Source organism: Streptomyces hirsutus (assembly GCF_001418415.1).
GTDB lineage: Bacteria > Actinomycetota > Actinomycetes > Streptomycetales > Streptomycetaceae > Streptomyces > Streptomyces hirsutus.
This window is the reverse complement of record NZ_LIQT01000310.1, coordinates 1-26,821: the sequence shown is the minus strand read 5'-3', so window position 1 is coordinate 26,821 and position 26,821 is coordinate 1. Positions and strand designations below refer to the sequence as shown.

At 69.0% G+C, this 26,821-nt stretch carries 22 protein-coding genes and 1 pseudogene; 7 read left to right on the top strand and 16 right to left on the bottom strand.

The window, feature by feature from the left end; genetic code table 11:
* Positions 1 to 154 precede the first annotated feature (154 nt).
* The 4 genes from AOK11_RS22815 to AOK11_RS22800 all read right to left on the bottom strand — a co-directional run bounded on the left by AOK11_RS22815 (position 155) and on the right by AOK11_RS22800 (position 3,387).
* Positions 155 to 796, bottom strand: coding sequence for an aspartate/glutamate racemase family protein (locus AOK11_RS22815; RefSeq protein ID WP_055595592.1), 642 nt, complete (start codon positions 794 to 796; stop codon positions 155 to 157).
* A 17-nt stretch (positions 797 to 813) separates the two neighbouring features.
* Positions 814 to 1,161 carry a GNAT family N-acetyltransferase gene (locus AOK11_RS22810; protein ID WP_055595591.1) on the bottom strand — a complete coding sequence of 116 codons (348 nt, stop codon included), beginning with the start codon at positions 1,159 to 1,161 and terminating at the stop codon, positions 814 to 816.
* 69 nt (positions 1,162 to 1,230) lie between these two features.
* The gene (gene panD, locus AOK11_RS22805) at positions 1,231 to 1,650 is read right to left on the bottom strand and encodes an aspartate 1-decarboxylase (RefSeq protein WP_055595590.1); all 420 of its coding nucleotides are present in this window, start codon (positions 1,648 to 1,650) and stop codon (positions 1,231 to 1,233) included.
* 306 nt (positions 1,651 to 1,956) lie between these two features.
* A complete protein-coding gene (locus AOK11_RS22800) occupies positions 1,957 to 3,387 on the bottom strand; it encodes an endo-1,4-beta-xylanase (protein ID WP_055595589.1) in 1,431 nt (476 codons plus the stop codon).
* Positions 3,388 to 4,117: 730 nt separating this feature from the next.
* Between AOK11_RS22800 and AOK11_RS22795 the strand changes: the two genes are divergently transcribed.
* Positions 4,118 to 5,584, top strand: a complete 1,467-nt coding sequence (locus AOK11_RS22795) for a non-reducing end alpha-L-arabinofuranosidase family hydrolase (RefSeq protein ID WP_055595588.1) — start codon at positions 4,118 to 4,120, stop codon at positions 5,582 to 5,584.
* A gap of 356 nt (positions 5,585 to 5,940) precedes the next feature.
* On the opposite strand, the pseudogene AOK11_RS22785 reads toward AOK11_RS22795, so the two are convergent.
* From AOK11_RS22785 to AOK11_RS40430, 8 genes and pseudogenes are all read right to left on the bottom strand, one after another.
* Positions 5,941 to 6,063: pseudogene (locus AOK11_RS22785) on the bottom strand (DUF397 domain-containing protein); the annotation flags it as partial.
* A gap of 121 nt (positions 6,064 to 6,184) precedes the next feature.
* Positions 6,185 to 7,210, bottom strand: a complete 1,026-nt coding sequence (sbnA, locus tag AOK11_RS22780; RefSeq protein WP_055595587.1) for a 2,3-diaminopropionate biosynthesis protein SbnA — start codon at positions 7,208 to 7,210, stop codon at positions 6,185 to 6,187.
* Positions 7,211 to 7,245: 35 nt separating this feature from the next.
* The gene (gene sbnB / locus AOK11_RS22775) at positions 7,246 to 8,316 is read right to left on the bottom strand and encodes a 2,3-diaminopropionate biosynthesis protein SbnB (RefSeq protein ID WP_055595586.1); all 1,071 of its coding nucleotides are present in this window, start codon (positions 8,314 to 8,316) and stop codon (positions 7,246 to 7,248) included.
* Positions 8,313 to 9,317 carry a TauD/TfdA family dioxygenase gene (locus AOK11_RS22770; RefSeq protein WP_055595585.1) on the bottom strand — a complete coding sequence of 335 codons (1,005 nt, stop codon included), beginning with the start codon at positions 9,315 to 9,317 and terminating at the stop codon, positions 8,313 to 8,315. Before AOK11_RS22770 ends, sbnB begins: the two co-directional genes overlap by 4 nt.
* 42 nt (positions 9,318 to 9,359) lie before the next feature.
* Positions 9,360 to 12,623, bottom strand: a complete 3,264-nt coding sequence (locus AOK11_RS22765; RefSeq protein ID WP_055595584.1) for a non-ribosomal peptide synthetase — start codon at positions 12,621 to 12,623, stop codon at positions 9,360 to 9,362.
* Between the two features lie 12 nt (positions 12,624 to 12,635).
* Positions 12,636 to 15,233, bottom strand: a complete 2,598-nt coding sequence (locus AOK11_RS22760) for a Pls/PosA family non-ribosomal peptide synthetase (RefSeq protein WP_055595583.1) — start codon at positions 15,231 to 15,233, stop codon at positions 12,636 to 12,638.
* A 369-nt stretch (positions 15,234 to 15,602) separates the two neighbouring features.
* A complete protein-coding gene (locus AOK11_RS22755; RefSeq protein WP_240497452.1) occupies positions 15,603 to 16,121 on the bottom strand; it encodes an N-terminal phage integrase SAM-like domain-containing protein in 519 nt (172 codons plus the stop codon).
* A gap of 56 nt (positions 16,122 to 16,177) precedes the next feature.
* Complete coding sequence (locus AOK11_RS40430; RefSeq protein ID WP_240497451.1) at positions 16,178 to 16,663, bottom strand: GAP family protein; 486 nt, start codon at positions 16,661 to 16,663, stop codon at positions 16,178 to 16,180.
* 345 nt (positions 16,664 to 17,008) lie between these two features.
* Between AOK11_RS40430 and AOK11_RS22750 the strand changes: the two genes are divergently transcribed.
* The 4 genes from AOK11_RS22750 to AOK11_RS40425 are packed head-to-tail and all read left to right on the top strand — an operon-like array spanning position 17,009 to position 20,432.
* Positions 17,009 to 17,236: a ferredoxin gene (locus AOK11_RS22750; RefSeq protein WP_079035015.1), complete on the top strand. Its 228-nt coding sequence runs from the start codon at positions 17,009 to 17,011 to the stop codon at positions 17,234 to 17,236.
* Positions 17,233 to 18,624 carry an NAD(P)/FAD-dependent oxidoreductase gene (locus AOK11_RS22745; protein ID WP_055595581.1) on the top strand — a complete coding sequence of 464 codons (1,392 nt, stop codon included), beginning with the start codon at positions 17,233 to 17,235 and terminating at the stop codon, positions 18,622 to 18,624. Before AOK11_RS22750 ends, AOK11_RS22745 begins: the two co-directional genes overlap by 4 nt.
* Positions 18,625 to 18,637: 13 nt before the next feature.
* Positions 18,638 to 19,858, top strand: a complete 1,221-nt coding sequence (locus tag AOK11_RS22740; protein WP_055595580.1) for a cytochrome P450 — start codon at positions 18,638 to 18,640, stop codon at positions 19,856 to 19,858.
* A gap of 28 nt (positions 19,859 to 19,886) precedes the next feature.
* A complete protein-coding gene (locus AOK11_RS40425) occupies positions 19,887 to 20,432 on the top strand; it encodes a DUF1214 domain-containing protein (RefSeq protein ID WP_167353826.1) in 546 nt (181 codons plus the stop codon).
* A 312-nt stretch (positions 20,433 to 20,744) separates the two neighbouring features.
* Here AOK11_RS40425 and AOK11_RS40420 read toward each other — a convergent pair whose 3' ends face one another.
* Both AOK11_RS40420 and AOK11_RS22735 read right to left on the bottom strand, forming a co-directional pair.
* On the bottom strand, positions 20,745 to 20,996 hold the full coding sequence (locus AOK11_RS40420; protein ID WP_079035013.1) for a DUF5302 domain-containing protein: 252 nt from the start codon (positions 20,994 to 20,996) through the stop codon (positions 20,745 to 20,747).
* A gap of 257 nt (positions 20,997 to 21,253) precedes the next feature.
* Entirely contained in the window at positions 21,254 to 22,225 is a 972-nt protein-coding gene (locus tag AOK11_RS22735) for a LacI family DNA-binding transcriptional regulator (protein WP_055595579.1), read from the bottom strand.
* A 463-nt stretch (positions 22,226 to 22,688) separates the two neighbouring features.
* On the opposite strand from AOK11_RS22735, the gene AOK11_RS22730 reads away from it, so the two are divergent.
* Both AOK11_RS22730 and AOK11_RS22725 read left to right on the top strand, forming a co-directional pair.
* Entirely contained in the window at positions 22,689 to 23,654 is a 966-nt protein-coding gene (locus tag AOK11_RS22730) for a glycoside hydrolase family 6 protein (protein WP_055595578.1), read from the top strand.
* 320 nt (positions 23,655 to 23,974) lie between these two features.
* On the top strand, positions 23,975 to 24,184 hold the full coding sequence (locus AOK11_RS22725) for an RICIN domain-containing protein (RefSeq protein WP_055595577.1): 210 nt from the start codon (positions 23,975 to 23,977) through the stop codon (positions 24,182 to 24,184).
* 52 nt (positions 24,185 to 24,236) lie between these two features.
* Here the strand turns inward: AOK11_RS22725 and AOK11_RS22720 are convergent, their stop codons facing one another.
* Entirely contained in the window at positions 24,237 to 26,156 is a 1,920-nt protein-coding gene (locus AOK11_RS22720) for an ABC transporter ATP-binding protein (protein WP_055595576.1), read from the bottom strand.
* 253 nt (positions 26,157 to 26,409) lie between these two features.
* Positions 26,410 to 26,821, bottom strand: a 412-nt coding sequence (locus AOK11_RS22715) for a LuxR C-terminal-related transcriptional regulator (RefSeq protein ID WP_167353825.1), incomplete at its 5' end; no start/stop codon positions are given.

The window sequence follows — 26,821 nt, the reverse complement described above, 5'->3', positions numbered from 1 at the left end:
GGGTCCGGGTGTGGTTGCGTCATGGCGGTGCCCTCCGGCCAGTCGGTCGACGTCGGTTCTGGACTACTCCCCCGCCTACCCGACGGCCGCGTCCCCAGTCGTCCACGGTCACTCCCCCGCGTGACGACCGCACCTCCCAAAGGCCCAGGTGGCGCTACCGGCCACCCCGTACCGCCGCCGCGCCCGCCGCGAGCCCTGCCCGCGGGCTGGAGAGCACCGGGACGGCGGTGGTCGTGAGGCGTTCCGCCGGGGCCATCGACGCCTGGGCGAGCACGATCACGTCGGCATCGGTGACGGCGTCGGCCGCGTCGGCGACCTGACGTGCGTAGGCCGCCGGGTCCCCCGCCTCGAAGCGGGCCCAGGCTCTTTCGGCCAGCAGAGTGCGCACCTCGACGGGGCGGCCGGCGCGGCGCGCCTCCTCCTCGACCAGGGCCGACGTCGGGCCGAGGGTGCTCGCCAGAGCGGCGAGGACGACCACGCGCGGCCCGGCGGCCACGGCCGCGCCCGCCATCGGCCGGTCGACCCGCAGCACCGGCACACCGATCCGGTCGGCTGACGCCTCCGCGACCGAGCCGATGGTCGAGCACGTGCACAGCACGGCCCGAGCACCGTCGGCGACGGCCTCCCGCAGCCTCGCCCGTACGTCGTGGGCCACGGCCTCGGGACCCGCCGCGCGGGCCCGGTCCAGCAGTTCCTCGTCGACGAGGTGCCGCAGCTCCAGCCGCGGATGGGCGTCGTCGCGCAGGGCGTCGAAGACGGGGACGTGGACGGGCGAGGTGTGCAGGAGGGCGAGCACGGGGGCGTCCGGCGACGTCAGAAGCGCCCGGGGTGCGCCGCCAGCCACGCCTTCGCCGCCCGGATCAGCTCCGGGGAGGCGGCCGGGGCCTGGTCGGGGTGGCGTTCGGCCCACTTGACGACGTACGGGCAGAGCGGGGCGACCACGACGCCTTCGCGGGCGGCGAGGGTGTACAGCTCTCGAGCCAGGGAGCCCGCGATGCCCTTGCCCTCGTGGGCGGGCTCGACGACGGTGTGCACCGGCACGATCGCGCGCTCGGGGGATTCGAGGACGAAGTACTCGATCCGGCCGACGACCTCGCCGTCGCCCGCCACCGCTTCCAGCCGGCCCGCCGCCCGGTCGTCGCGGATCTCGATGCCGCTCATGAACACATCACGCTCCTGCCTCTGCCCGTCACCGTGCGCCCGCGACCGTGTCCGTGCCTCCCACGCCGCTCAGGCCGTGGCGGCCTGCGGGCTGCGCTGCTGGTCCGACCCCGGCACCGGTGCGGACGGGTCGGCTCCCAGGGCGACGATGCGGTTGTCGCGGTCCACGTGCACCACCCGGGGTTCCAGCGTCCGCGCCTCGGCGTCGGTCACCTGAGCGTAACTGATGATGATCACCAGGTCCCCGGGGTGGACGAGATGCGCGGCGGCTCCGTTGATCCCGACGACACCCGAACCGCGCTCCCCCTCGATGACGTACGTCTCCAGCCGGGCCCCGTTGGTGATGTCGACGATGTGCACGAGCTCACCGGGCAGCAGATCGGCGGCGTCGAGCAGATCGGCGTCGATCGTCACGGATCCCACGTAGTGCAGGTCGGCCTGGGTGACGGTGGCGCGGTGGATCTTGGACTTGAACAGAGTACGCAGCATTCGGGACTCCCAGAAGACGGCTCCCTGCCTGCTTTGTGCAGGTCAAGGGCGGTCGTCACTGTACATCGGCACGCGTCGGACTCGAAGATTGTGAGGAACATCGTTTCACTTTGAGGAGAAGGCCACCTCCCTGCACTTCCGCGGGGACCGGACGGTTGTGACGCCGCCCACCAAGCCATGCCGATCGCGAGGGTCGCCGCCACCACGGCGGCGACCCGGGACCATCAGCGATGTCTCCGTGGAGGGACGAGGGAGACCGCACTGCAGGCCGTCACCGATTCGCCCTTTCGTTCGCGGCAGGCCTTGTCAGGCGCGGGTCCAGCGTTGGTTGCTGCCGTTCGAGCAGGAGTAGAGCTGGATCAGGGTGCCGTTGGCGGTGCCGCCCCCGACGGCGTCGAGGCAGAGGCCGGACTGGACGCCGACGATGGATCCGTCGGAGTTGAGGCGCCACTTCTGGTTGTCGCCGCCCCAGCAGCTGTAGATCTGGACCTTGGCACCGTTGCCGGTGCCGGCGGCGTCCAGGCACTTGTTGCCGTAGACCCTGAGCTCGCCGGCGTCGGTGTACGTCCACTGCTGGTTGGTGCCGTTGTGGCAGTCCCACAGCTGGAGCTGGGTGCCGTCGGTGGTGCCGGCGTTGGGCACGTCCAGGCAGCGGCCCGAACCGACGCCCTTGATCGTTCCGCCGTCCGCGGGCGGTGTGGTGGAGCCGCCGTTGAGTGCGTTGAGGACGGCGGTGTAGGCAGGCTTCTTGCTGCCGTCGTTGTTGAACAGCAGCGGCGTGTGCTCCGATCGCCAGGAGTCGCTGTCACGCACACCCCAGACGGTGATGCCGAGGCAGCGAGCGACGGCCAGGCAGTCGTTGACCACGTTGGCGTAGGTCGTGGCCGAGGCACCCTGGATGTCGAGTTCGGTGATGGCCACGTCGACGCCCAGGGCGGCGAAGTTCTGCAGGGTGGTGCGGAAGTTGCTGTTGTAGGGGCTGCCGCTGTTGAAGTGCGACTGGAAGCCGACGCAGTCGATCGGTACGCCGCGCTGCTTGAAGTCCCGGACCATGGCGTACATGGCCTGGGTCTTGGCCCAGGTCCAGTCCTCGACGTTGTAGTCGTTGTAGCAGAGCTTGGCGGACGGATCGGCGGCGCGCGCTGCGCGGAAGGCGACCTCGATCCAGTCGTTGCCGGTGCGTTGCAGGTTGGAGTCGCGCCGGGCTCCCGAACTGCCGTCGGCGAAGGCCTCGTTCACGACGTCCCACTGTGCGATCTTGCCCTTGTAGTGGCCCATCACGCCGTTGATGTGGTCGATCATCGCCTGGCGCAGTGCGCTGCCGCTGAGGCTCTGCATCCAGCCGGGCTGCTGGGAGTGCCAGGCCAGAGTGTGACCGCGCACCTGCTTGCCGTTCTGCACCGCCCAGTTGTAGACGCGGTCGGCGGCGGTGAAGTTGAACTGGCCCCGCTGCGGTTGGGTGGCGTCGATCTTCATCTCGTTCTCGGCCGTCACCGAGTTGAACTCCCGGGCCGCGATCGTCGCGTACGTCGAGTCGCTCAGCCTGTTCGCGGCGATGGCAACGCCGAAGTAGCGGCCGCTCTGCGCCGCCGCGGCGCCGAGCGTGCTCTCGGCGGCCTGAGCGGGCGGCGGCGCGACCAGTGCGGTGACCACACCGAGGACGCCGGCGACCAGCGCCAGCAGCAGAACGCGGATCTTCCGCCGGACGACGGGTCTGGGAAGGGCATGAGAGCCCATGGCTGTGCCTCCAAGGTAGGAATGACGGGATCACCGGACACCGCGGTCGTGGGACCCGGCAGGATCTCAACCGGCACGGACGGGCCCGGTCGGCCGCCGAGTGACGTACGCCGGGCGGCAGCGGTCTCTCGACACAGACACGGGGGTACTCCGTCGCGGCTCAGCCGGGTGGCGTCACGCGGTATTGCACACCTCTCCGACCGCACGAAGCGTCAGGACGCGTCGGTGCGAGCCTCACCGGAACGAAAAACGGGGTGGCGCAGGTGTTTTGGTGCACGGATCTGCCGTGCAGCTGTGTGCGGCTCTGCCGTGCGGCACAGCCCGCTCGGGACAATGGGGTTCGAAATCTCGGTCTACGGTCGGTTTACCAGACAGGATGATTGAGGGGTTGACGGTGACTCGTCAACCCTCGTGGTGAAGAAAGTTTCCACTCTTCGCTCGAAACTTTCGATCCCAGAGGGGCGCGCCGGACGAATCCCTGGACCGGCGAGCCGTATCGCGAACTTGCGAGGGTTTTCCGGTCGGTGCGAGAGCCTGTCACGCTCGAAGGAGGGAGGAACTGTTTGCGGACAGATCGGCGAAAAGCCTTGACCGGAGGACCCCGCCTCCCTAGCTTGTGGCGTCACTGAATCGGGATGTCTTCGAAACTTTCGAACCTGTCCCCGCCCTCGGCGCGGCCGCTCCGCGGTTCATCGGCGTCACCCCACCCCGCCCCCAAGGAGGCCCTCTGATGCGGTTTCGCCGCCTGTCCCCGGTCCACCCGAGACGCTTACTCAGCGTCCTCGCACCCTTGCTGCTCGTGGCCACCTTCCTCGGTGCCCAGCCCGCCGAGGCCGCGACCGTAGACCCCAACGCCTCGTATGTGCTGGTCAACCGCAACAGCGGCAAAGCCCTGGATGTCTACAACATGGCGACCGACGACGGCGCCCGCATCACCCAGTGGACCAGGAACGACCAGAACCAGCAGCAGTGGCAGTTCGTCGATTCCGGGGACGGCTACTACCGCATCAAGTCCCGCCACTCGGGCAAGGTGCTGGACGTCCACAACTGGTCCACCGCGAACGGCGGCTCGATCGTCCAGTGGGCCGACCTGAACGGCACCAACCAGCAGTGGCGGCTGGCCGACAGCTCGGACGGCTACGTGAGGCTCATCTCGCGCCACAGCAACAAGGCCCTCGAAGTACAAGGCGCCTCCACCGCCGACAACGCGAACATCGTCCAGTACGACGACTGGGGCGGCACCAACCAGCAGTGGCAGCTCGTCAAGGTCGGCGCCGACACCCCCGGCTCGTGTGATCTTCCGTCGACCTACCGCTGGACCTCGACGGGCGCGCTGGCGCAGCCCAAGCAGGGGTGGGTCTCGCTCAAGGACTTCACCGTCGCCCCCTACAACGGCAGACAACTCGTCTACGCGACCACGCACGACACGGGGACGAGGTGGGGTTCGATGAACTTCGGCTTGTTCACCAACTGGTCGGAGATGGCCTCTGCCGGCCAGAACACGATGTCCAATTCCACCGTCGCACCCACGCTCTTCTACTTCGCGCCGAAGAACATCTGGGTGCTCGCCTACCAGTGGGGCGGGACCGCCTTCTCCTACCGGACGTCGAGCGACCCCACCAACCCGAATGGCTGGTCGTCCGAGCAGGTGCTCTTCTCCGGAAGCATCTCCGGCTCCGGAACAGGGCCCATCGACCAGACACTCATCGGTGACGGCACGAACATGTACCTGTTCTTCGCCGGCGACAACGGCAAGATCTACCGGGCCAGCATGCCGATCGGGAACTTCCCGGGCAGCTTCGGCTCGACCTCGACAGTGATCATGAGCGACACGACGAACAACCTGTTCGAAGCTCCGCAGGTCTACAAGCTGCAGGGCCAGAACCGCTACCTCATGATCGTCGAGGCGATCGGCTCGCAGGGCCGGTACTTCCGCTCGTTCACGGCGACCAGTCTGAACGGCTCCTGGACACCCCAGGCCGCGACCGAGAGCAATCCCTTCGCCGGCAAGGCCAACAGTGGCGCCACCTGGACCAACGACATCAGCCACGGCGAGCTGATCCGCACCAGCGCCGATCAGACCATGACCGTCGATCCCTGCAACCTGCAGCTGCTCTACCAGGGGCGCAGCCCCAACTCAGGCGGTGACTACGGCCTCCTGCCCTACCGTCCGGGTCTGTTGACACTGCAGCGCTGACGGCATGACGCGGGTCCGGCTCCGAGGGGGAGCCGGCGTGGTGGGCTCGGCCTTCCGCCGAGCCCACCACGCCGTGATCTGAACAGCCCAGGTCACCTCACCCGGCCGCACAGAAAGCCAAGCAGGCCAAAGCGGCACCAGCCGGGCGGGCGGGCGGCAAGAAGCCCGCCCCGAAGAAGTCCACGCGAAAAAAGCCGTGGGGGGGGAACCGAAGCCCGCGCCCGTGCGCGACCTCGGTGACCGTTTCATCAACCGCGCCGCCCTCGGCTACGGCCCCGTGGACGAGACCAAGGGGTCCCGAACGCGGTGAGGGCGTGCCGTCCGCTGCTCCGGCGGACGGCACGCCCTCACGTCGCTCAGCACTCCGACGCGAACCGGACGAACTGCCCCCAGCCTTCGCGGCCGACGGCAAAGGCCGGGCGGGTCACATCCTTGGAGTCCCTTACGTGGACGGCCTGTTCCGCGATCGCGACCTCCACGCGAACGCCGACGCCGTCACCCGTTCAGTGGCCACGCTGAAAGAGCTCACCGAGTGGCCGCCGACACACCGATCCGGCGGACGTGACCGGCCCAGGTGCAGTCTGTCGCACGGAGGCCGGGCTACGGCTGTGGCCGGCGGACCCGTGCGCGGGGCTCGGGCTCCTCGGTCTGGATCGTGGCGGTCATCTGCTCCGGCTCGAAGATCTGGTCGCCGTACAGGTCCTGCAGCCAGTTGCTCTGGTAGATGGTGTCGAGGTAGCGCTCACCGAGGTCGGGTGCGATGGCCACTGCGGTGATGTCGCGGGCGTCGTGACGGGACAGCCAGTCCGTCGCACCGCTGACCACCGTTCCCGTGGAGCCGCCGAACAGGAAACCGCGCCGGGCCATGCGGTGGCAGGTGCGGATGGTCTCCGCCTCCTCGACGTGGACCACCTCGTTGACGTAGGACTCGTCGAGCAGCGGGGGACGCATGCTCATGCCGAGCCCGGGGATCATCCGGCGGCCGGGTTCGCCGCCGAAGGCCACCGATCCCACGCTGTCCACGGCGACGATGCGCACCGGCCTGTGCCACTGCCGGAAGTAGCGGGCGCAACCCATCAGGGTTCCGGCGGTGCCCGTGCCGATGAACAGGACGTCCAGGCGCGGAAAGTGACGGGCGATCTGCTGTGCCGTCGTACGGTAGTGCGCCCGCCAGTTGCCCTCGTTGGTGTACTGGCTGAGCCACACGTACCGGCGGTCGGAGGCACACAGCGAGCGGACGTACTCGATACGTGTGCCCAGGAAGCCACCGTTCTCGTCCGGGTCCGCCACAATGTGCACCTGGCTGCCGAGAGCCTCCATCAGCAGGCGGGTCGACAGGTTGCAACGGGAGTCCGTCACACACAGAAACCGGTAGCCCTTGCTCGCAGAGATCATGCTGAGAGCCACGCCCAGGTTTCCGGACGAGGACTCGACGATGACGGATTCCGGTTTCAGGATGCCGTCCCGCTCGGCGCTCTCCACCATCTCGTTCGCAGCCTTCAACTTGATGGAGCCGGCGAAGTTGAAGCCCTCGCACTTCAGGTAGAGGGGGCATCCGAAGATCGACTTCAGGTCGACGAAGAGATGGCCTTCGTTGAAGTCATGAGGAGCGGATATGACGGGCACGATGGGCCTCCTGGCGCCGGGGAAGGGCAACGGCTTCAGCCGTACCGGCGCAGGTCGTGGAAGAAGTTGTCGATGAGGCGGAGGTTTCCCGCCCTGGCTGCCTCGTCGTAGACGTACTTGCCGACGGCGAGGTCGAGGACACCGAGTCCGAAGGGTGAGAAGACCACCGGTCGGTCGGGCGGTGGGACGGTCCGTCCGAGCATCACGTCGTCGAGCGTGCCGTTCAGGAAGTCCCGATTGCCGGTGCGCTGTTCGGTCAGATGGGGAGAGGTGTCGGCCTTCAGACAGTGCTCGACGTCGTCGACGAAGTTGGCCGAGGCCATGAGGACTTCGGGGGCGAGGTCACGCAGGGACACGTGCAGGACCAGGGGGTTGTGGGCAAACAGGGACGGGTCGGTGACGTGGGGTTCGCCTGCGACGGTGGCGAAGACCACGAGGTCGCTGACGCGGATGAGGTCCTCGGCACTGTCATGAACGGTGACCTCGGCGGTGGTCCCGCTCTGCCGCAGGTACCCGCAGAATCCGGAGGCGCTGTCGGCGGCGAGGTCGTGTACGCCGATCGTGTCGAACGTCCAGCCGGTGCCCGCGAGGAACGTGTGGATGTAACGGGCGATCAGCCCCGTGCCGAAGAACCCGACACGGCTCGGGCGCGGCCGGGAGCGGCTGAGCCAGTCGGCGGCCAGCGCGGCGGACGCCGCCGTCCTGGTCGCGCTGATGATGGAGCTCTCCAGGCAGGCGAAGGGGTAGCCCGTGCCGGGGTCGTTGAGGATGAGGACCGCGGAGGCACGAGGCAGCCCGGCCCGCACGTTGCCCGGGAAGCTGGAGATCCACTTGAGGCCGTCGACGTGCACGGACCCGCCGATGGAGGCCGGCAGCGCGATGATCCGTGAGGTGGGGCGGTCGGGAAAGCGCAGGAAGTAGGACGGCGGGTTGACCGAGTCCCCGGCACCGTGCAGCCGGTAGGTGGCCTCGACCAGTTCAACGATCTGCTCCTCGCGCCCATCGAGTGCTTGCTGCACCTGCTCACCGGAGATCACCGCGAACGTCGGCGCCGAAGCCGTGTCGGGCATGACCGGCTGCGTGGGGGTGGACAACAGGTTGGTCATCGCCGGCTCGCCTCCGAGGTCGGGTCGCAGTCGGCCGGTCGGTGGGGCTCGGCCATGCCGACCAGCACCTGCCGCTCTCCGGTGAAGGGCTCTCTGCTGTGCGCGGTGCGGATGTTGTCGATGAGCAGCAGGTCACCGGCCTGCCAGGGCTCGCGTCGGGTGTGCTCTTCGTAGGTCGCGTTGAGCAGCTGGACGATGTCCTCGCCGATCGGACTGCCGTCCCCGAAGCGGGTGTTGAACGGCATCCCGTCGTCGCCGTAGGCGTCCACGAGGTACTCGCGCACCTCCGGGTCCAGCGTCCACTCGTTGAGGAAGGCGATCTGGTTGAACCAGCAGTCCTTGCCCGTGAGAGGGTGCCGGACCACGGCCGGGCGCCGCTGCGTGGTGCGCAGGGAACCGTCCGGCTGCCAGGTGAAGTCGATGGCGCCCGCCCGGCAGTAGCGCTCGATCTCCGCGCGGTCGCCGGTGCCGAACGACTCCTCCAGGGATGCCCCGATCTCGTCGTTGTAGGAGCGGGTCAGCAGCCAGCCCTCACGCGCGAAGCGTTCCCTCGGCTCGGCGGGGAGCGCCTGAAGGATCTGGACCGCGTCGGCCACCGCCGTCGCCCCGCCCTGGTCGGGCGCGGTCAGGCACGCGAAGAGCATGAGGCCGGGAGTCTCCAGCGTGTAGCTCAGCTCGTGGTGCATGCACATCGGCTGGTTGGCCGGCCAGGTCGTGGAGGAGTAGAGCCCGGGGCCGAACTCCTGGCGAGGGGCGAAGGACTCTCGCTCTGTCATGAGACCGCCGGTCAGACGGGAGAAGACGGCGCCGACCTGATCCACGTCCCGCAATCCCAGGCCTCGGACCAGCAGTGCCCCGTGTTCGGTGACCTGTGCGCGCAGCGCTTCGCGGTACTGCGTCGCCCAACTCGGGGCGTCGGCGGGGGTGTCGATGTGCACCAACGCCGGTCTGTCCGGCCGCAGCTCCACGTCGAGCGGGGCTGCCAGGGATGAGGTCGACATCTCGGTTTCCTTTCGGTTGCCCTTCTGGAGGCTTGGCGAGGTTCAGGGGGAGGCCAGCGGTGCGACGGCGGCCAGGACGGCCTGCGCCGCCTCACCCGGGCGGAGGCGCGGGAAGTAGTGGCCGCCGTCCGCGAGCTCGTGCAGATCCACGTGCTCAACCAGCAGCAGCCAGTCCCGGTGGGCGTCGGCGTATCCAGCCGTGCACGGGTCGTCGGCGGCCACGACTACCGACACCGGAACCGACAGCTTCACCCGTGGCGGGTTCTCCAGGGCGTCGCAGAAGTACCGGTGCGCCGACAGGCAGTCATGCCGGTAGGCGGCACCGATGTGCTCGGCGTGCTGCGCGTTCAGCTCAGCCAGCTCGGTGTAGCCGCCTTCCGTGGCCAGACGCGCGGCGACCGCAGCACTGTGATAGTGCGTCAGTTCCTTTACAGCGACCCGGCGTTCGACCGCGGTGCCGAGCAACTGCGCACCGAGGAAGAGCCGCGTCACCTCCACACCGCGCTCCTGGAGCCTGCGGACCGCCTCCATGGCCGGTGCGGTGCCCGACGAGTGGCCCCACAACATGACCCGAGTCAGGCCGCGCGCGGTGATCTCGACGGCGACCCGCTCTGCCACCTGTGCGACAGACGCGAACGGCTCGTGGGAAGCGGCGAGGTCGTGACCGGGCAGGTCCACCGCGAGGACCCGCGTGCCGCTTCCCGCCAATGCATCGGCCATCGGCTGGTAGTTGACGGCGTTGCCGCCCGCGTAGGGGAAGCACACGAGTGTGCACTCGGGCGTCGCGTTGGCCTCCGACAGCGGCTGGAGCAGCTCCGTGCGCCGCCTGGCCGCGCCGTCGAGGAGGGCGGCCAAGTCGGCGAGTACCGGGTGCCGGGTGATGTCCTTGAGGGACACCGCGCGGTTGAGCGCGATCGTGAGCTTCACCGCGGTGAGGGAGGTGCCCCCGGATTCGAAGAAGTGGTCCGTACGGCCGATCTGATGCTCGGGCACACCGAGCAGCTCGGCCCAGGCGGCCGCCAGCCTCCGCTCGGCCTGGGTACCCGGTACGCGGTCCTGCTCGCCCGCGGCGTCGTCGTGCGCGGCAGGCACACTCTGCTCGGCCAGCGCGGTGAGCGCCTTCCTGTCGGTCTTTCCGTTGACGGTCAGCGGTAGGACGGACTGCCAGTGGAAGGCGGAGGGGACCATGTAGGCGGGCAGGTCGGTGCCCAGCGCGTCGCGCAGCTCGTCCGTGGGCAGCTGCCGTCCCGAGTAGAAGGCGATCAGGTGCTTGCCCTGCCCTGCCCGGTCGTCGACGACCACCACGCCGTCCCGCACGCCGGGAACCCGCAGCAGGGTGTTCTCGATCTCTCCGATCTCGATGCGGAAGCCGCGGATCTTGACCTGGTTGTCCCGACGCCCGAGAAACTCCAGCTTGCCACCGGGGTGCCAGCGGCCCCAGTCACCGCCCAGGTAGAGCCGCTCGCCCGGCCGGTACGGGTCCTCGAGGTACGCCTCACGGGTCCGCTCGGGATCGTTGACGTAGCCCCGGCCCACACAGACACCGGAGAAGGCGATCAGCCCGGGGGCGCCCAGCGGCACCAGCGACAGCCGCTCATCCACTACATAGACGTGCACGTTGTTGACGGGCCGCCCCAGCAGGACGCGCTCGCACACCCCGTCGATGATCTCGTGGTTGGTGTCGTCCGAGGTCTCTGTCAGGCCGTAGGCGTTGACCAGCTTGATCCCCGGCTGGACGGCGAACCAGCGCTGGACCAGCTCCGGTTTGAGCGCCTCACCGGTCACCGACACGTAGCGCAGGTCCGGGAGCTCGCGGGGGTGCTGCTCCAGGTACGAGACCAGGACCTCCAGATAGGAGGGCACGAGCTGAGTGACACCGGCCCGGCCGCTCGCCAGTGTGTCGACGAACCGCTCCACGTCCACGAGCACGTCCTGCCCCACCAGCAGCGTCCGCCCGCCCACCAGCAGCGCGGACACCAGCTGCCACAGCGAGATGTCGAAGCACTGCGGTGCCGTCTGCGCCACCACACCGTCCTCGCCGATGCCCAAATCGTCGATCTTGGCGAAGAGATGGTTGAGCATGCCCGCGTGCTCGCACATCGCCCCCTTCGGCTCGCCGGTGGAGCCGGAGGTGAAGTAGATGTAGGCGAGCTGGCCGGCGTCTACCGCGACGCCGGGGTCGTCGTCGGCGTGCGGTTCCGCGTACACGTCCGCGATGAGCAGCCTCTCGGCCTCCGGTACGGTGGCCATCGCCTGGTCGAGGGTGCTGGTGCTGCCCGATTCGGTCAGTACCAGCCGGCATCCGGCCCGCGCCAGCGTCGCCGCGATACGGCCGGGCGGGAAGTGCGGCTCGATCGGCAGATACGCGCCTCCCGCTTTGAATACCGCCAAGGTCGCGGCCAGCCAGTCGAGACCCCGTTCGGTGACGACGGCGACCACGTCCTCGCGGCCCAGTCCTCGGGCCAGCAGCGCCCGCGCCAACCGGTTGGCACGCCCGTTGAGTTCACCGTACGTCCACTGCCGCTCGCCGTGCACCGCCGCCACCGCGTCCGGATGCGCCCGCGCGCGCTGCTCGAACAGTTCGTGCGCCCGCGCGTCCGGCAGCGTCCGCCGGGGGCCGGCCAGCCCTTCCAGCTGCTCGTGCGTCTCAGCGGCCGACAGCAGGCTCTGCCGCGTGTGCCCGGCGTCCACATCGGCCGTCATCAGGCCGAGCGCCGTCAGGTGGTAGCCGGCGATCCGGGCCGCGCTCTCGCCGTCCAGGATGTCCGTGCGGTAGCGCAGCCGCAGTGTGAGCCGTCCAGCGCTTTCGGACCAGTGCACGTGCATGACGTCCTCGCCGGCCGGTGTCTCGTCCGCCACCGTTGATCCGAACACGACCTCGTACGACGTTTCCGCGACCCGCAGTTCGTGACGCAGCTCCTCCACCGGGAACTCCCGGTGCGCCAGCACTTCCGCCTCCGCATGGTGAGCCGACGACACCAGCGCGCGCCAGGTGCCGGGGGCTACGGCGAGGCGGCAGGGCAGGGGCTCGCCGCGCGCTTCGGCGGCATACCCCGTCACTACGTCCTGCTCACCGGAGAGGGCGGCCAGCACCTTGGCGTGCGCCGCCAGCAGCAGCGCGCTGACCGGCACTTCCAGCTGCCGTGCCAGTCCCCGTACCGCATCCGCCACGACCTCGGGCACCGACGCCTCGTGTTCGGCCGCACCGGGAGCCGGCTCCCGAACCCATCGCGGCACTGCGGTGAAACCACCGGCGGTCAGCACACGGCTCCAGAACTCCCGGTCCGCCTCCACACGCGCTCCCATCAGAATGCTCCCTCAGTTCACGGTCGCCGCAGCAGCGGTGCTGTCCACGGACGGTGGTGTCCTGCCGCCGGTGCCACCGGGCTGTGCCTCGGCCTCCGGCATCTCGACGGCGGGGTTGCCGCCCCAGCGCGCGTGCGAGGGGATCTCCTCGCCCTTCATGAGGAAGGAATCGGGCGCCAGTTCCGCGCCGTCGCCCATCGTCACGCCGTAGTGCACGTGCGCGGCGACGCCCAGCGTGCAGCCGGTACCGAGCGTGGTGACGTCGGACTTGAAGGTGCCGTCCTCCTGCGAGTGGCACTGGATCTTGCTCCCGGCGTTGAGGGTGGATTCGTCGCCGATGGCGGTGAGCGTACGTTCCGTCAGGTAGCAGCCGTCGTCGAAGACCCGGCTGCCGATGCGGACGCCCAGCAGTCGCCAGACAAGAGTCTTGTAGGGGGTTCCGTTGAAGATGTTCAGGTAATGGTCCGGGACCTTCCACAGGCGCTCGTGCGACCAGAAGGCGGGGTCGTAGATGGAGCACAGCATGGGGCGCAGCCTGCGGAACGACATGACGCAGCGTTCCACCAGGATGTAGTAGGCGGTGGAGAGGGCCAGCGTCAGTGCCATGTACGCGGCAATCACGATGTGCCCGAGCACGCCGTACATCTGCACGGAGGCGAGGGCGAGGAACGTGAGCGTAAGTGTGTGCAGCCACCGCACGAACAGCATGAGGGCCATCGTGCGCACGTTGTGGCGGTTCTTCGCGGCGAGGCGGCGACGCAGGACCTCGCCGGTCCTGAGGTCGTCGAACCGCGAGTCGCGCTCCACCGATCTGGGGATCTCGAAGCACGGCGAGCCGAGGAGTCCGACCCCCTCGCGGACCTCTCCGTCCAGGGGCACCATCACCTTCGTCGCCAGCAGGCAGTTGTCGCCCGTCCTGCCGCCGGTGGGATAGGCGATGTTGTTGCCCAGGAAGTTGCGCGGACCGATCGATGTCCGCGACAGCCGGAAGGACGTTGCGGAGTAGTCCGCGTTGATGACGGAGAGTCCGTCGGCCACCATCGTTCCCCTGCCCACGGAGACGAGCACGGGGCTGTCGTGCTGCACCTCGGTGCCGAAGTTCGACCCGGTCTGCTCGACGTGCGACAAGTCGTATCCGATGCCGCGCAGGTAGTGCACGATGTACGAGCTGTCCCCGAAGAGCCAGGCGAAGAACTTGATGTTCGTCATCTGCGCCGTCGCACGATGTACCGCGTACGGGAACCCGTAGAGCGGGTACACCCTGTCCGGTCTGACGGCCAGGCTGAGCAGACGCGGGAGGGTGCACAGGGCGGCTAGACCCAGGGTGATGAAGCCGAGGAACAGCACGAGGGAGAGGACCAGCGTGTCGGACACCAGTTCCGACAGCGTCAGCGCGGCCGTGGGTTCGAGCCGCTTGCGGATCGCCGGCACCTCGCTGAACACCATGTACATCCCGCCCACGGCCAGCGGGGTGTACAGGAAGAACAGCTGGAGCAGGGAGGCGAGAGCGAACCAGGCCCGGCGCATGGTGCCGCACCAGGCCGGCGCGACCCGCAGGTAGTCGAGCTGCGTGGGCTGTGCGGGGGACCCGTGCCGGCGCTCGCCGTCCGGGACGGCCTGGCCCCGGTGCAGGGACGAGGTGTGTCCCAGCTGCGCACCGTCGCCCATGGACGTATCGATGTCGAGGACGGTTTTCTCACCGATGTAGACGTCGCGGCCGAGGGTGATCCGGCCGGTCTGGATACGTCCCGCGTGCGCCCGGTAGCCGAGGAAGAACGAGTCCTTGCGGACGACCGTGCCGGAGCCGATCGTCAGCAGGTCGGTGCAGACCGGGACGGAGCGGGAGAGGATCGTGACCCCTCTGCCGATCCGCGCGCCGAGTGCCCGCAGATACAGCACGTACAGCGGATTTCCGACGAAGAGGACCATCGGATTCGCATGGAGCAGTACCTTGACGACCCAGAAGCGCAAGTACGTCATGCTCCAAACGGGGAATTCGCATGACTTCCAGCGACCTACGAGCACCCATTTGGCGACGACCGGGAAAGCGCACAGAGCCAGGAATCCGACACCGCCGAACAGCAGCGACCGCAGATAGATGTCCACCAGACCCGAACCGGCGGCGACCCACTCGTATCCGCCCGCGGTGACGAATCCGGCGACTAGCGAATACCCCAGGAAGAACAGCAATTGAAGCGTTCCGCAAAGGACGTGGGAAAGCCTACTCGTCCGCGTGACCGGATCCGGCGGCCTCATCCGCGTAGGAGCCTGGAGGGCGGCCAGGGAATCAGCGGGAGCCGGGACGGACTCCGCGAGGGCCGCCACCAGGCTTCGGATCGTGGGGTACCTGTAGATGTCCTTCATGGACGGTGAGGGCAGGTCCTCCCGCTTCCGGACCCGCGCGCAGAACTGTGCCATGAGCAGCGAGTTCGCACCAAGGACGTCGAAGAAGTGCGCGTCGGCCGGAACGCTCTCGACGCCTACGACGTCGGCCAGCGCATCCGCCAGTCGCGTTTCGGTGTCCACCCTCGTCGGACCGGGACTGCTCCGCCTGATGACGGCGCTTTCGTCCGGTCCTTCTATATGGACATCCGAGGGCTGCTCCACGATTTAATCTCCTTCGAGGAGGACGTCTGGATCGCCGACGGCCGCCGGATGCGGGTCAGGGCGCTTGAGCGCCGCACAAAGTCCTGCCGAGCCATCGGAAGCTCGGGCACGTGCTCTTCTCTGGTTACGAAATACCGCTTCAGTTTCGGCCCGCTGCCGTCAGGCTGCCACTCCGAATCGATCACCGTGCGAGCGGGGAAATGCTCGGCAGGCCCGTGATCCCTGGGCAGCCTCAGGTATGCGGCGCATCACGGACCACCTGATTGGCGGACCCTCCGGACCAGGTGATGACAAATTCTGGTGAGCTTGGAATGGCGCTGGTCCGCTGAGCCCAGACAAGGTCGGTGGGTGTGGCGGCAGTCAATGTCTTCTTCACTTCACCGGGTCGCCCGCCATCGCTCCCTCGTCATGAGCGTCGCGCAGGCTCGCCCTGAGAGTGCGGAAGATGTTGACCTGGTTTCCTCGACCGATCCCATCGGCCTCCAACTCGTCCAAGAAGCGCTCGACCACGATCGGCGTGACTGAGTTGAGCTTCCGCGACCCAAGACGCGGATCGATGTGGACGTTGATGGAGCTGTCGACATGCTCGCCCGTGAAGTACTCCGTCATCCTGCGCTGCCGGGGCCGCCGCTGCTTCGCGTATTCCGCGACCGTCTGCCGCCCCAGTTCACGGCGGGCTTCCGCCACGGACGGCGCCGTCCGCTTCTTCTCCGCATAGATCTGCGCGAGGCGCACGATCGCGTGGTCTTGAGTACCGCATCCGGCCTCCTCACACTGCCTACCCAGCACGTCCTTGAAACGGATGGTGTACGGACGCGGACAGCGAGTCGGCCTGGCGCAGCCGCAGTCCTTGAAGAAGGACCCCATGCCGCGGGCGAGATGTCGAGCCACGTAGCGGACTTTCCGAGCGGGAGCCAGGCACCTGCTCCCAGGCCCCGCCGTGGCGGTCACCAGATCAGCAGGCTGGGACGCCTCCGCACCCAATGCTGACCATTTACTGACCCGAGTGGCCCCACCACGCCTCTGAACTGCACAAACACCCAAACGCTAGATCGAGGGCGCGAAGGAAGCTCTTCACCGGCGTGAAGCGGTCGATCGCGGCCATCCATTGCGGCAGCTGTGCCTGCGTGGCATCGGCAGGGCGATGACGCCACAACCTCACCGCGAAAAGAAGCCAGTGCCACGCCCAACGCGAGCTTGAAAGCCCCCACCCGGTCGGCCGGCTGCCCGTGGGGGTCGGCACTCCCCTTGCCGCCGATGGCCGGCATCACCGCGCCCAACACCGACAGACCCACCACCCAGCCGGTGACGAACACCAATCCGTTCACACGTCCCCGAGGCGTTGCCGGCACGATGATGACGGCGTCGATCGGAAACGGACTGGCGGCGCCACCGGCCGCCAACCCCGGAACATCACCCAGCACTTCACCCATGCGTAAAGAACCAACCACAGCGCGCAATCCTTGCCGCATGGGCACGCGGCGCGCGAGTGAACGGCGCTCACGGATGCCCGGGTTCCCCGGGTGCGGGTGATGTGCGTGCGGGATAAGCTTTTTGGCAACAAGGTCAGGTTCCCTGAGAGGTTTCACAGACGTCGATCGCCTTATCCGCGATGTTCAGTTCTTTCTTTTGAGACCCGCCGAGCGCGGTGTACCCCCTCGCACTTTTCAGAGGTGGGCAACGGCCGAATCCCTTCTCTCGAAGCCTGTCTCGCGCTTTGCGTGCCGGAGTGGCACCGGCTTCAGGGTCCGCAGCTTGCACTCCCTGTGGAGGTCGGGATGAGAATTGTCGTGGACCTTTCCCGATGTGAGGGGTATGCGCAGTGCGCGTTCCTGGCTCCGGACGCATTCCGGATGCACGGCGAGGAAGCACTGATGTACGACCCGAACCCCGACGACGCCCGGCGCGACCAGGTGCTGCGCGCCGCGGCGGCCTGCCCGGTCCAGGCGATTCTGGTCGACCAACTGGAGAAACGGGACGTACCGGCGGAGGCGTCGCAGTCATGACCAGCGCCGACACCCTGAAGGGGTTCAAGCGCGATGGCCGCATCGTGGTCGTCGGGGCGTCACTGGCGGGACTGCGGGCCGCGGAGGCACTGCGTGACGAGGGTTTCACCGGATCGTTGACCATGATCGGTGACGAGTTGGGCGAGCCCTACGACCGGCCTCCCCTGTCCAAGCAGGTACTGACCGGGTGGGTGCCCGCCGACGGCACCAAGCTGCCGCGGCGTCGTGACATCGATGCGGAGTGGCTGCTGGGCGTGCCCGCCGACGGGCTCGACCTGGCGACCAACCACGTGCACCTTGCCGACGGACGCGAGGTTCCCTTCGACCGGGTGCTGATCGCCACCGGGGTGCGGGCCCGGCCTTGGTTCGTCGAGAGCGAGGCGGCCCTGGACGGGGTGTTCGTCGTGCGTACGCGCGAGCACGCCGAGAGCCTGCAGCGAGCCCTTGCCGCCGGGCCCTCCCGCGTACTGGTCATCGGAGCGGGATTCACCGGCTCCGAGATCGCCTCCATCTGCCGAGAGCGGGACATCCCCGTGACCGTCGCCGAACTCGCGCCGGCTCCGCTGGTCGGGGCGCTCGGTGCCATGATCGGTGAGATCGCGGCGGACATGCAGCGCGCTCACGGCGTCGACCTGCGCTGCGGTGTCAAGGTCACCCGGCTGGAGGGCGACGCGCAGGGGCGCTTTCGCCGTGCTCACTTCGACGACGGCACCACGATCGACGCCGACGTGGCGGTGGTGGCACTCGGCGGCATCCGCAACACCGACTGGCTGCGGGACTCGGGCCTGGCGGCGGGCGTCTGGGGAATCGCCTGCGACACGGGCTGCCGCGCCCTCGACCTCAACGGCCTGATCACCGACGACGTCTTCGTCGCCGGAGACGTGGCACGCTGCCCGAACCCGATCTACGAGTACCGGCTCATCTCGCTGGAGCACTGGGCCAACGCCGTGGAGCAGGCCGAGATCGCGGCGCACAACATGGTCAGTGGACAGGCGGACCGCTGGCCCCACCTGTCCATCCCGGCGTTCTGGTCGATCCAGTTCGGCGTCAACATCAAGTCCGTCGGCGTGCCGACCTTCGCCGACGAGGTCGTCGTCACCCAGGGATCGGTGGCCGACCGCCGCTTCGTCGCCGCATACGGCTACCGGGGCCGCGTCACCGCGGCCGTGAGCTTCAACAACGCCAAGTGGCTGGACCACTACCGACAGCTGATCGAGACGGCCGCGCCCTTCCCGCCGCCCTGCCCCACGCCCGATCAGCCCGCCGACATGAAGCCGGTGCCCGTCGACTTCCCCGGCCCCACCCTGCTCGCCCAGGGCGCCACCGTGGTCGTCACCGGCCACGACCCGAGTGAGCGGCGCGTCACGGCCGCGTGGCAGCACCGATAGGAGGGAGAGCGAGATGGCCACGACCAAGACGCCCGACACGCTGCGCCGGATCCTCGACTACTCCTCCCGGGCCGACCCGTACCCGCTGTACGCCGAGCTGCGCGAGACACCGGTGGCCCTGCAGGAGGACGGCAGCTACGTCATCAGCACCTACCGCGAGCTCACGGACATCCTGCACAACCCGCACCTGAGCTCCGACGTCCGCAATCTGTCGCATCCGGTGGAGGCATTCGAGAGATCCGGCACGCCGTCGTTCATCAACCTCGACCCGCCCGAGCACGACCGTCTGCGGCGCATGGCAATGCGCCACTTCGGCCCCCCGCACACCCCGGAGCTGGTGGCCGGCCTGGAACCCGACCTGACCGCCACCGTTGGCAGCCTCATCGACGGCTTCGCGGGCAAGGAGCAGATCGACATCGTCGACGACTTCGCCTACCCCTTCCCCGTCACCGTGATCTGCCACCTGCTCGGCGTGCCACGCGAGGACGAACCGAGGTTCCACCTGTGGGTGAACGCCATCATCGACTCGATCGACTACAACCCCAAGACCGACCCGAAGGAGCGGCTGACGAACGGCCGACAGGCCACCACGGACTTGCGCGAGTACCTCGGCGGGCTGGTGGAGCAACGCCACGGCCGACCGGGTGACGACCTGCTGTCACGGCTGGCCAACGATGACGGGCCGGACGGGCGGATGACCGACGACGAAATCGTCGCCACCGCCAACCTTCTGCTGATCGCCGGCCACGAGACCACGGTCAACCTCATCACCAACGGCATGCTGACGCTGCTGCGCCACCCGCAGGTGTTGCAGCGACTGGGCGACGAACCGGGCCTGGTCGTCCCGCTGGTCGAAGAACTGCTGCGCTACGAGCCTCCCGTGCACATCATTCCGTGGCGGGCGTCCTACAGCGACATCACCATCGCGGACACGGTGATCCCCAAGGGCTCGCGGATCATGCTCATGCTGGCCTCGGGCAGCCGCGATCCGAACCGCTTCCACGATCCCGACCGCTTCGACCCCGATCGGCGGGACAACCAGCACCTCGGCTTCGGCAGCGGCATCCACCTGTGCTTCGGCGGCCCACTGGCCCGGCGGGAAACCCAGATCGCGCTGAACGAGCTGGTACGCCGCCTCGACCGACCCCGGCTGGTCGCCGACCCACCGCCGTACCGGCGCAGCCCCGTTCTTCGCGGCCCGATCCATCTGCACATCGAGCAGGGCGACGGTTGACGCGACAGCCGAGCGAGGAGGCCAAGCCTTGCTCACCTCAGTGCACGTGACCACTCGAAGCGGACGCCGGTGCAGCGTTCTTGACCGTCAGCGGCAGCAACTTCCCGACCGCATCGGCCGGTTCGGGGACGACTTCCTCAACCGCACGGCAGACCAGTCACTGGCGGGCATCGTCGTCAACGACCCCGCCGAGGCGGTCCATCCGGTGAACTTCCACGATGCCAACGGCGTCAAGCTCTCTGCGAACGGCCGCTACGAGCTGCACTTCCCTCCCGACCGCCGCCCGCCGGTCGACGCCTTCTGGTCCATGACCGCCTACAGCGCACCGGGCCGAAACCTGATCCCCCAACCCCGCAAACCGCTACTCCGTCGGCGATCACACTCCGGGGCCGAAGACCGACCCTGCGTCGATCAGCCGCAGCAGAACGGGGCAGCACCTGTCCTTGTCACGCCGGATGCCTACTGTCAGGCCCGGACAACCGCCGTCGATTTGCACAGCGGTACGGCGGGCACGGCGGGCGCGCGACACCAGCCGCGTGCCCTCGGACGAGACAGCGCCCTCATCCCGGAATGATCAGTGATTCGGACGGCTCCAGTGGTGACGCCGGCTGCGGTGGCCAGACGCGCCGGTGTCACACCGGGCCGTCAGCTACGTCCTGGCCACCGTGCAACGTCGGCGGCCGGACGTCCTGGCCGGAGTTCCAGCGCGGCGGCGCCACCGACCCGCGCCAACCGCAGCTGGGCCCTTCCCACAGGCGAGACCGCCGGTTACGCCTCGCCCGCAACGCGCACACGGGCATGAGCGCGTTGCGGGCCACTGCACGGGGCGCGCGAGTGGACAGCGCGCAGAGTGCCGGTAAAGCGGCCAGATCGCGGACTGATCGACTCATCCGCCGCTCTTACGCCTGAACGACCGCTGGCTCGCAGCCGGACCGTGCGCCGCACGCACCTTCGACGCATTCGGGTTGGCGGCAACATCGGCGGCGTCCGCCTGCGCACCGCGCTTGCGCTCCAGGGCTTCGCGGAACTTGCGCTTGAGGTCGTAGTTGCCGTCGCTGTCCGGCGCCAGAGGGGACGTCTCGGGGACAGCCGGCTCCGAACCTTCCGTAGCTGCGGGCTCTGCGGGCTCTGCGGTCATGGTGACCTCCTGGGTTCGGGGGTGGGCAAGCACAGCTTGTCATGCCGGGCGCAGTGCGGGGCACCGGCAACATCATCCTGCTCCGTTTCGGCGGGTGTCCCTCTCGCGGCCGAGGGCGTTCGCTTCGTAGGTGGGGGCGCAGGACGGGCTTCGGGCCAGGCCGAGGGTTGTCGATCCCGTGGCCAGGAGATTCGCTGCCACGGCAACGGCTCTCAGCCGTTGCGACGCGCGAGGGCGGCCTTGCGGGCCTCGTCGGCTCAGGCGCTGGAGCGGATGACCAGGCGCGTGGGCAGGATCAGCGGGGTGGGGTCCTGTCCGTTGACGAGCGCGACGAGCATGCGCGCCATCTCCCGTCCGAAGGCCGTTATGGGCTGATGGACGGTGGTGAGCGGCGGGTCGGCGATCCGGGCGACGGCCAGGTCGTCGAAACCGACCACGGCGATGTCGGCGGGGACCGGCCGGCCGGCCTCGCGCAACGTGCGCAGCGCTCCCGCCCCCATGTTGTCGTTGGCGGCGAACACCCCGTCCAGGTCGGGATGTGCCGCCAGCAGTACGGCCATGGCGGCGGCTCCGCTGGACTCGGTGAAGTCCCCCTCCTGCGGCGGGAACGGATCGAGCCCGGCTGCCAGCATGGCGTCCCGGTAGCCGCGGTACCGGGCGCGCCCGGCCTCGGTGTCCAGACGCCCGCAGATGGCGGCCACACGAGTCCGGCCGCGCGAGACCAGGTACTCGGTCGCCTCGCGCGCTCCGCCGACGTTGTCGACGTCCACGTACCACCGGGGCGCCGGACCGACCGGGCGCCCTCCGAACACGACGGGCATCTCGGCCTCCTCGGCCATGCGGATCAGTGGATCGCCCTCGCGCAGCGCCATCAGCATGACGCCGTCGGCGCCCTTGGACCGAAGGAGCTCCCCCACCCGCTTGCGGCCCCGGTCGGAAGCGGCCAGGCACAGCATCAGATGCAGGTCGGCCTCCTCCAGCGCGCCCGACGCCCCCACGATCACCTGGGCGAAGAACGGATCCGCGAAGATCGACGGATCCTCCCCCGAGACGACCAGGGCGGCCGCTCCCGTCTGACGGGTGGCCAGAGCGCGGGCGGTCGAGTTGGGCACGTAACCGAGGTGCCGGACGGCCCGTTCCACCGCCTCGCGTTTGGCACGGCTGACGTGCGGGGCGTTGTTGAGGGCGCGGGAGGCCACGGAGCGGGAGACACCGGCGTATTCGGCCACCTCGTCGAGCGTCGGTTGCCGACGCGGTGCATTTTCTGCCACAAACCGCGATCTTTCCCTCTCGACCGGACGGGAAACGTCTTACCCGGCCCCGCCGCCGCCACCCGCCCGGCGGGCGAGGCAGGCTGGACACGGCGCCCTTGACGACCGGGAACTGGGAGCGCTTCCAGTTTTGGAACCGCAGAGCCTTGTTTTCGCCATGCCGAGAACGAGCGTACGTCGACTCTTGACAGCTTCAGCAGCCGACCACACGATACCGAGCACACCCCAAGGGCTTCCGGTGCTTTTGGGAGCGCTTCCAGTGGGAGCGCTCCCAGTCCTATCGCCAGCCCTTCGAGCATGCCGTCCCCGCCGAAGAGACCGCCGACACACGGGGACGTCGTACCACCGCACTTCCTCAGCGCGTCGCACGCTCGCGACGAGAGCGCGCGACGCACCCCTGCCAGGAAACCGAGGTACCGTCATGCGCCGCAGACTCCGCGCCCTCACGGCAGCGCTCCTCGCCCTGCCGCTGGCACTCGCCGTCGCACCGTCCGCCCACGCCGCCGACCCGACCACCCTGACCAACGGCTTCTACGCGGACCCCGACTCCAGCGCCAAGAAGTGGGTCGCCGCCAGCCCCGGCGACGGCCGGGCACCCGCGATCAACGCCTCCATCGCCGGCACCCCGACAGCCCGCTGGTTCGGCTCGTGGAGCGGCGCCATCGGCACCGCCACGAGTGCGTACGCGGGGGCGGCGGACCACGCGGACAAACTGCCCGTCCTCGTCGCCTACAACATCTACAACCGCGACTACTGCGGCGGGCACTCCGCGGGCGGAGCCGCTTCGCCGTCCGCCTACGCGACCTGGATCACACAGTTCGCCGGCGGGATCGCCAACCGCCCGGCCGTCGTGATCCTCGAACCGGACTCCCTCGGGGACTACGGCTGCATGACACCCGCTCAGGTCGCGGAACGTCAGGGCATGCTCACCGGAGCCCTCGCCCAGTTCAACCGCCAGGCCCCCAACACCTGGGTCTACCTCGACGCCGGCAACCCCGCCTGGGCCGGCCCGGCGACCATGGCCCAGCGCCTTCACGAAGCCGGCCTCCGGCAGGCTCACGGCTTCTCGCTCAACATCTCCAACTACTTCACCACGGCCGAGAACACCGCCTACGGCAATGCCGTCAACAGCGAACTGAACGCCCGCTACGGCTACACCAAGCCGTTCGTCGTGGACACCAGCCGCAACGGCAACGGCTCCAACGGCCAGTGGTGCAATCCCTCCGGCCGCCGCATCGGCACCCCCACCCGGCTGGGCGGAGGCGCCGAGATGCTCTTGTGGATCAAGGTTCCGGGCGAGTCCGACGGCAACTGCGGTGTCGGAGCCGGCTCCTCGGCCGGACAGTTCCTCCCCGAGGCCGCCTACAAGATGATCTACGGTTACTGATCCAGGACCCCCGTGGCCCGGATCGCCCCAGCCCACACCCGGCCGCCGCGATGAGGCCCCGCCCCCTCGCCTGCGACCGTCACCACTCCCCGACCCGTTGACGGTCACCGTGCGCATCATTACCGTGCGGCTCAGACCTCCGACACATCGACCATTGTTCGATATTTCGTTCCACGGGAGCGCTCCCCCGCGACTCCGAAGGCGCACTCCGCACAGCGGGTCGCCCGATCACCCAGACGGAATTCAGCGAAGGGCGGACAGCAGACGATTGGCATGCGCATGGCATGTACACCTGGTGGAGGTGCGGCAGACGAACAGCAGTGCTGACCGCGGTGACCGCCCTCCTGGCGGCGCTCTTGTCCGCGATCGGTGCCGCCGGGACGGCACGGGCCGCCACCGTGGACCCGAACGCGTGGTACGTGCTGGTCAACCGGGCCAGCGGCAAGGTGCTCGACGTCTCCGGCGCGGACAGCACCGACGGCACCCGTCGGTCGGCGGAGCGCGGACCGGACCTCGGAAAGGCCGGCTGACGCCGGACCCCGTGGGGACGGGCGGCCCGGTGAGGGCCGGGAACCGGCTCGATCATGCGGGCCCGGTGCTCGTGCGAGCCCGCGGCGACACCTTCCCACCCCCGTCCGACGCCGGTTCGGCCGGTCCCGGCAGTTCGGCGAGAGCGGCTCCCTGTGGATCGTCGCCGGGGGCCGCCTCACCGTTCTCGCCGAGGAAACCGCCCGACTGGTGCCGCCACAGCCTGGCGTAGGCGCCGTCCGCGGCGAGCAGTTCCCCGTGGGTGCCCTGCTCGACGACGCGTCCCCGGTCGAGGACGACGAGACGGTCCATGCCGGCGACGGTGCTCAGACGGTGGGCGACGACGAGGGCCGTCCGTCCGTCCATCAGCCGCCACAGGGCGTCCTGGACGAGGATCTCGCTCTCCGAGTCCAGCGCGCTGGTCGCCTCGTCGAGCAGCAGGATCGGGGCGTCGCGCAGGACCGCCCTGGCGAGGGCGACCCGTTGGCGCTGACCGCCCGACAGTTTCACCCCCCTCTCGCCCACCAGGGTGGCGAAGCCCTCGGGAAGCTGATCGGCGAACTCCGTGACGTGTGCGGCCTCGGCCGCCGCGTGGATCTCCTCGTCGGTGGCGTCGGGCCGGGCGAAGGCGATGTTGTCCCGCAGGCTGCGGTGGAACATCGCGGGTTCCTGCGGAACGTAGGAGATCAGTGAGCGCAGGTCGGCCTGGCGCAGCCGGCTGATGTCCTGGCCGCCGATCAGGATGCGTCCGTCGTCGATGTCCGACATCCGCAGCAGGAGCCGGGTGAGTGTGGTCTTGCCGCCGCCGGACCTGCCGACCAGACCGATCCGCGCAGCGCCGGGCACATCCAGGTCGAGACCCTTGAAGATCGGCTCCGCACCCTCGTGGGCGAAGGTCACCGCCTCGAAGCGGATGTCGGTGTTCCGCGGTGCGAGCGGTTCGGCCTCCGCGAGGTCCAGCACGGTGGGCGGGTCCAGCAGCAGCTCCGTGAACTGTGCGGCCTCGGTCATCGAGCTCTCCAGACGCCGGTAGATCTGGTTGAACTCGAACATGATCTGGGTCGCGTTGGAGTAGTAGGTGAAAGCGACGACGATCTCCTCGACTCCCTGGCCCGGGCCACCGAGGGCGATGGCGACCACCAGGCCCAGCACGTTGGTCAGCACGGCCATGGGGGCGACCAGGGTGTCCACGCGCAGGTTGCCGTAGTCCCACGACTTCAGCGTCAGGCGCCGGGAGTCCGCGACCCGGCTGCGGTGTTCGTCGGCCTCCCGCCGCTCGGCTGCGAACGCCCGGATGGTCTCCATGTTCGTGAGGCTGTCGGCGACGTGGCCGGAGACCCGGGCGATCGCCGCCTCACGATCGTTGACGAGCCTCTGCCGGCGCCGGATCAGCGGCGTCGCGGCCACCGCGGTCACCGCGATCATCAGGAGGAGGCCGACGACGAGCAGCGGTTCGTAGTGCCAGAGCACGACGGCGCCGAACACCAGGGGCACGAGGCTGCCCACGATCCGGTACGTCAGCGTGTCGACGAAGTCCTCGAAGCGCTTGCCGAAGCTCAACACCCTTTTGGTCAGGGAGCCGGCGAAGTTGTCGTGGAAGAACGCGGCGTCCTTGGCGAGGAGTTCGTCCATGCCGAGCACGTACAGATGCTCCATGCCGAGGGCGTCCACACGGTTCAGGCAGTGCTGCCCGATCCGCCACACGATCTCGGCGAGCAGCAGCACCGCACCGAAGCCCAGCACGTACGGCAGCGCCGAGGCGAGGGTGAGACCACCGTCACCGGCGGCCTGCCCCACGAGTTTGGCGATCAGCAGAGGGGCGACGTAGCGGATGCCGATGTTGCCCACGGCCGGCAGCAGCAGCGCGGGCAGGGCCAGCCGCCGTAATCGCAGCAGTTCCCGGCCGTAGCGGCGCAGCGCGAGAACGACCGCGCTCCTGCCCGGTACCGGCCTCTGCGTTTCTGTTGTCGCCATCACACTCCCGGAGGTTCGGAAGTCGGAAGTCTCCCGTCCGGGGAGGCGCCCGGTCCAGGCATTTACCGCGTACGGGCGAGAACCGGACACCTCGAGCAGGGACGCCGGTCGGCGCTCAGGACCCTACGGCTGCCGATCGCCCGCGGCGCACCGCCGAACGGGTGATGTCGAGGGCTCGGGCACCGTCCGCGAAGGCTGCCCCGCTGAGCCGCATGCCGGTTCGAGGCAGCGCCGGAGTCCGTACGTGCGCGGGTCAGCGGCGGATGAGGCCGAGGTCGGTGCCGGTGGCGACGGCGGCGGTGCGCGAGTCGACGCCGAGTTTGGCGTAGACGCGGGCCAGATGGGACTTGACGGTGCCCTCGGTCAGGTGGAGACGGCGGCCGATGGCCTGGTTGGACAGGCCCTCGGCGACCAGGGCGAGGACTTCGGTCTCGCGCCGGGTCAGGGCGGTGCCCGGCATACGCAGCCGGTGCATCAGCCGGTCCGCGACCGTGGGGGCCAGGGTGGTGCGGCCGGCGGCCGCCGTGCGTACGGCGGCGGCCAGATCCTCGGGTGGGGCGTCCTTGAGGAGGTAGCCGGTGGCGCCGGCCTCGATGGCGGGCAGGGTGTCGGCGTCCGAGTCGTACGTGGTGACGATCAGCACATGGGGTGCGCCCGGCCGGGCG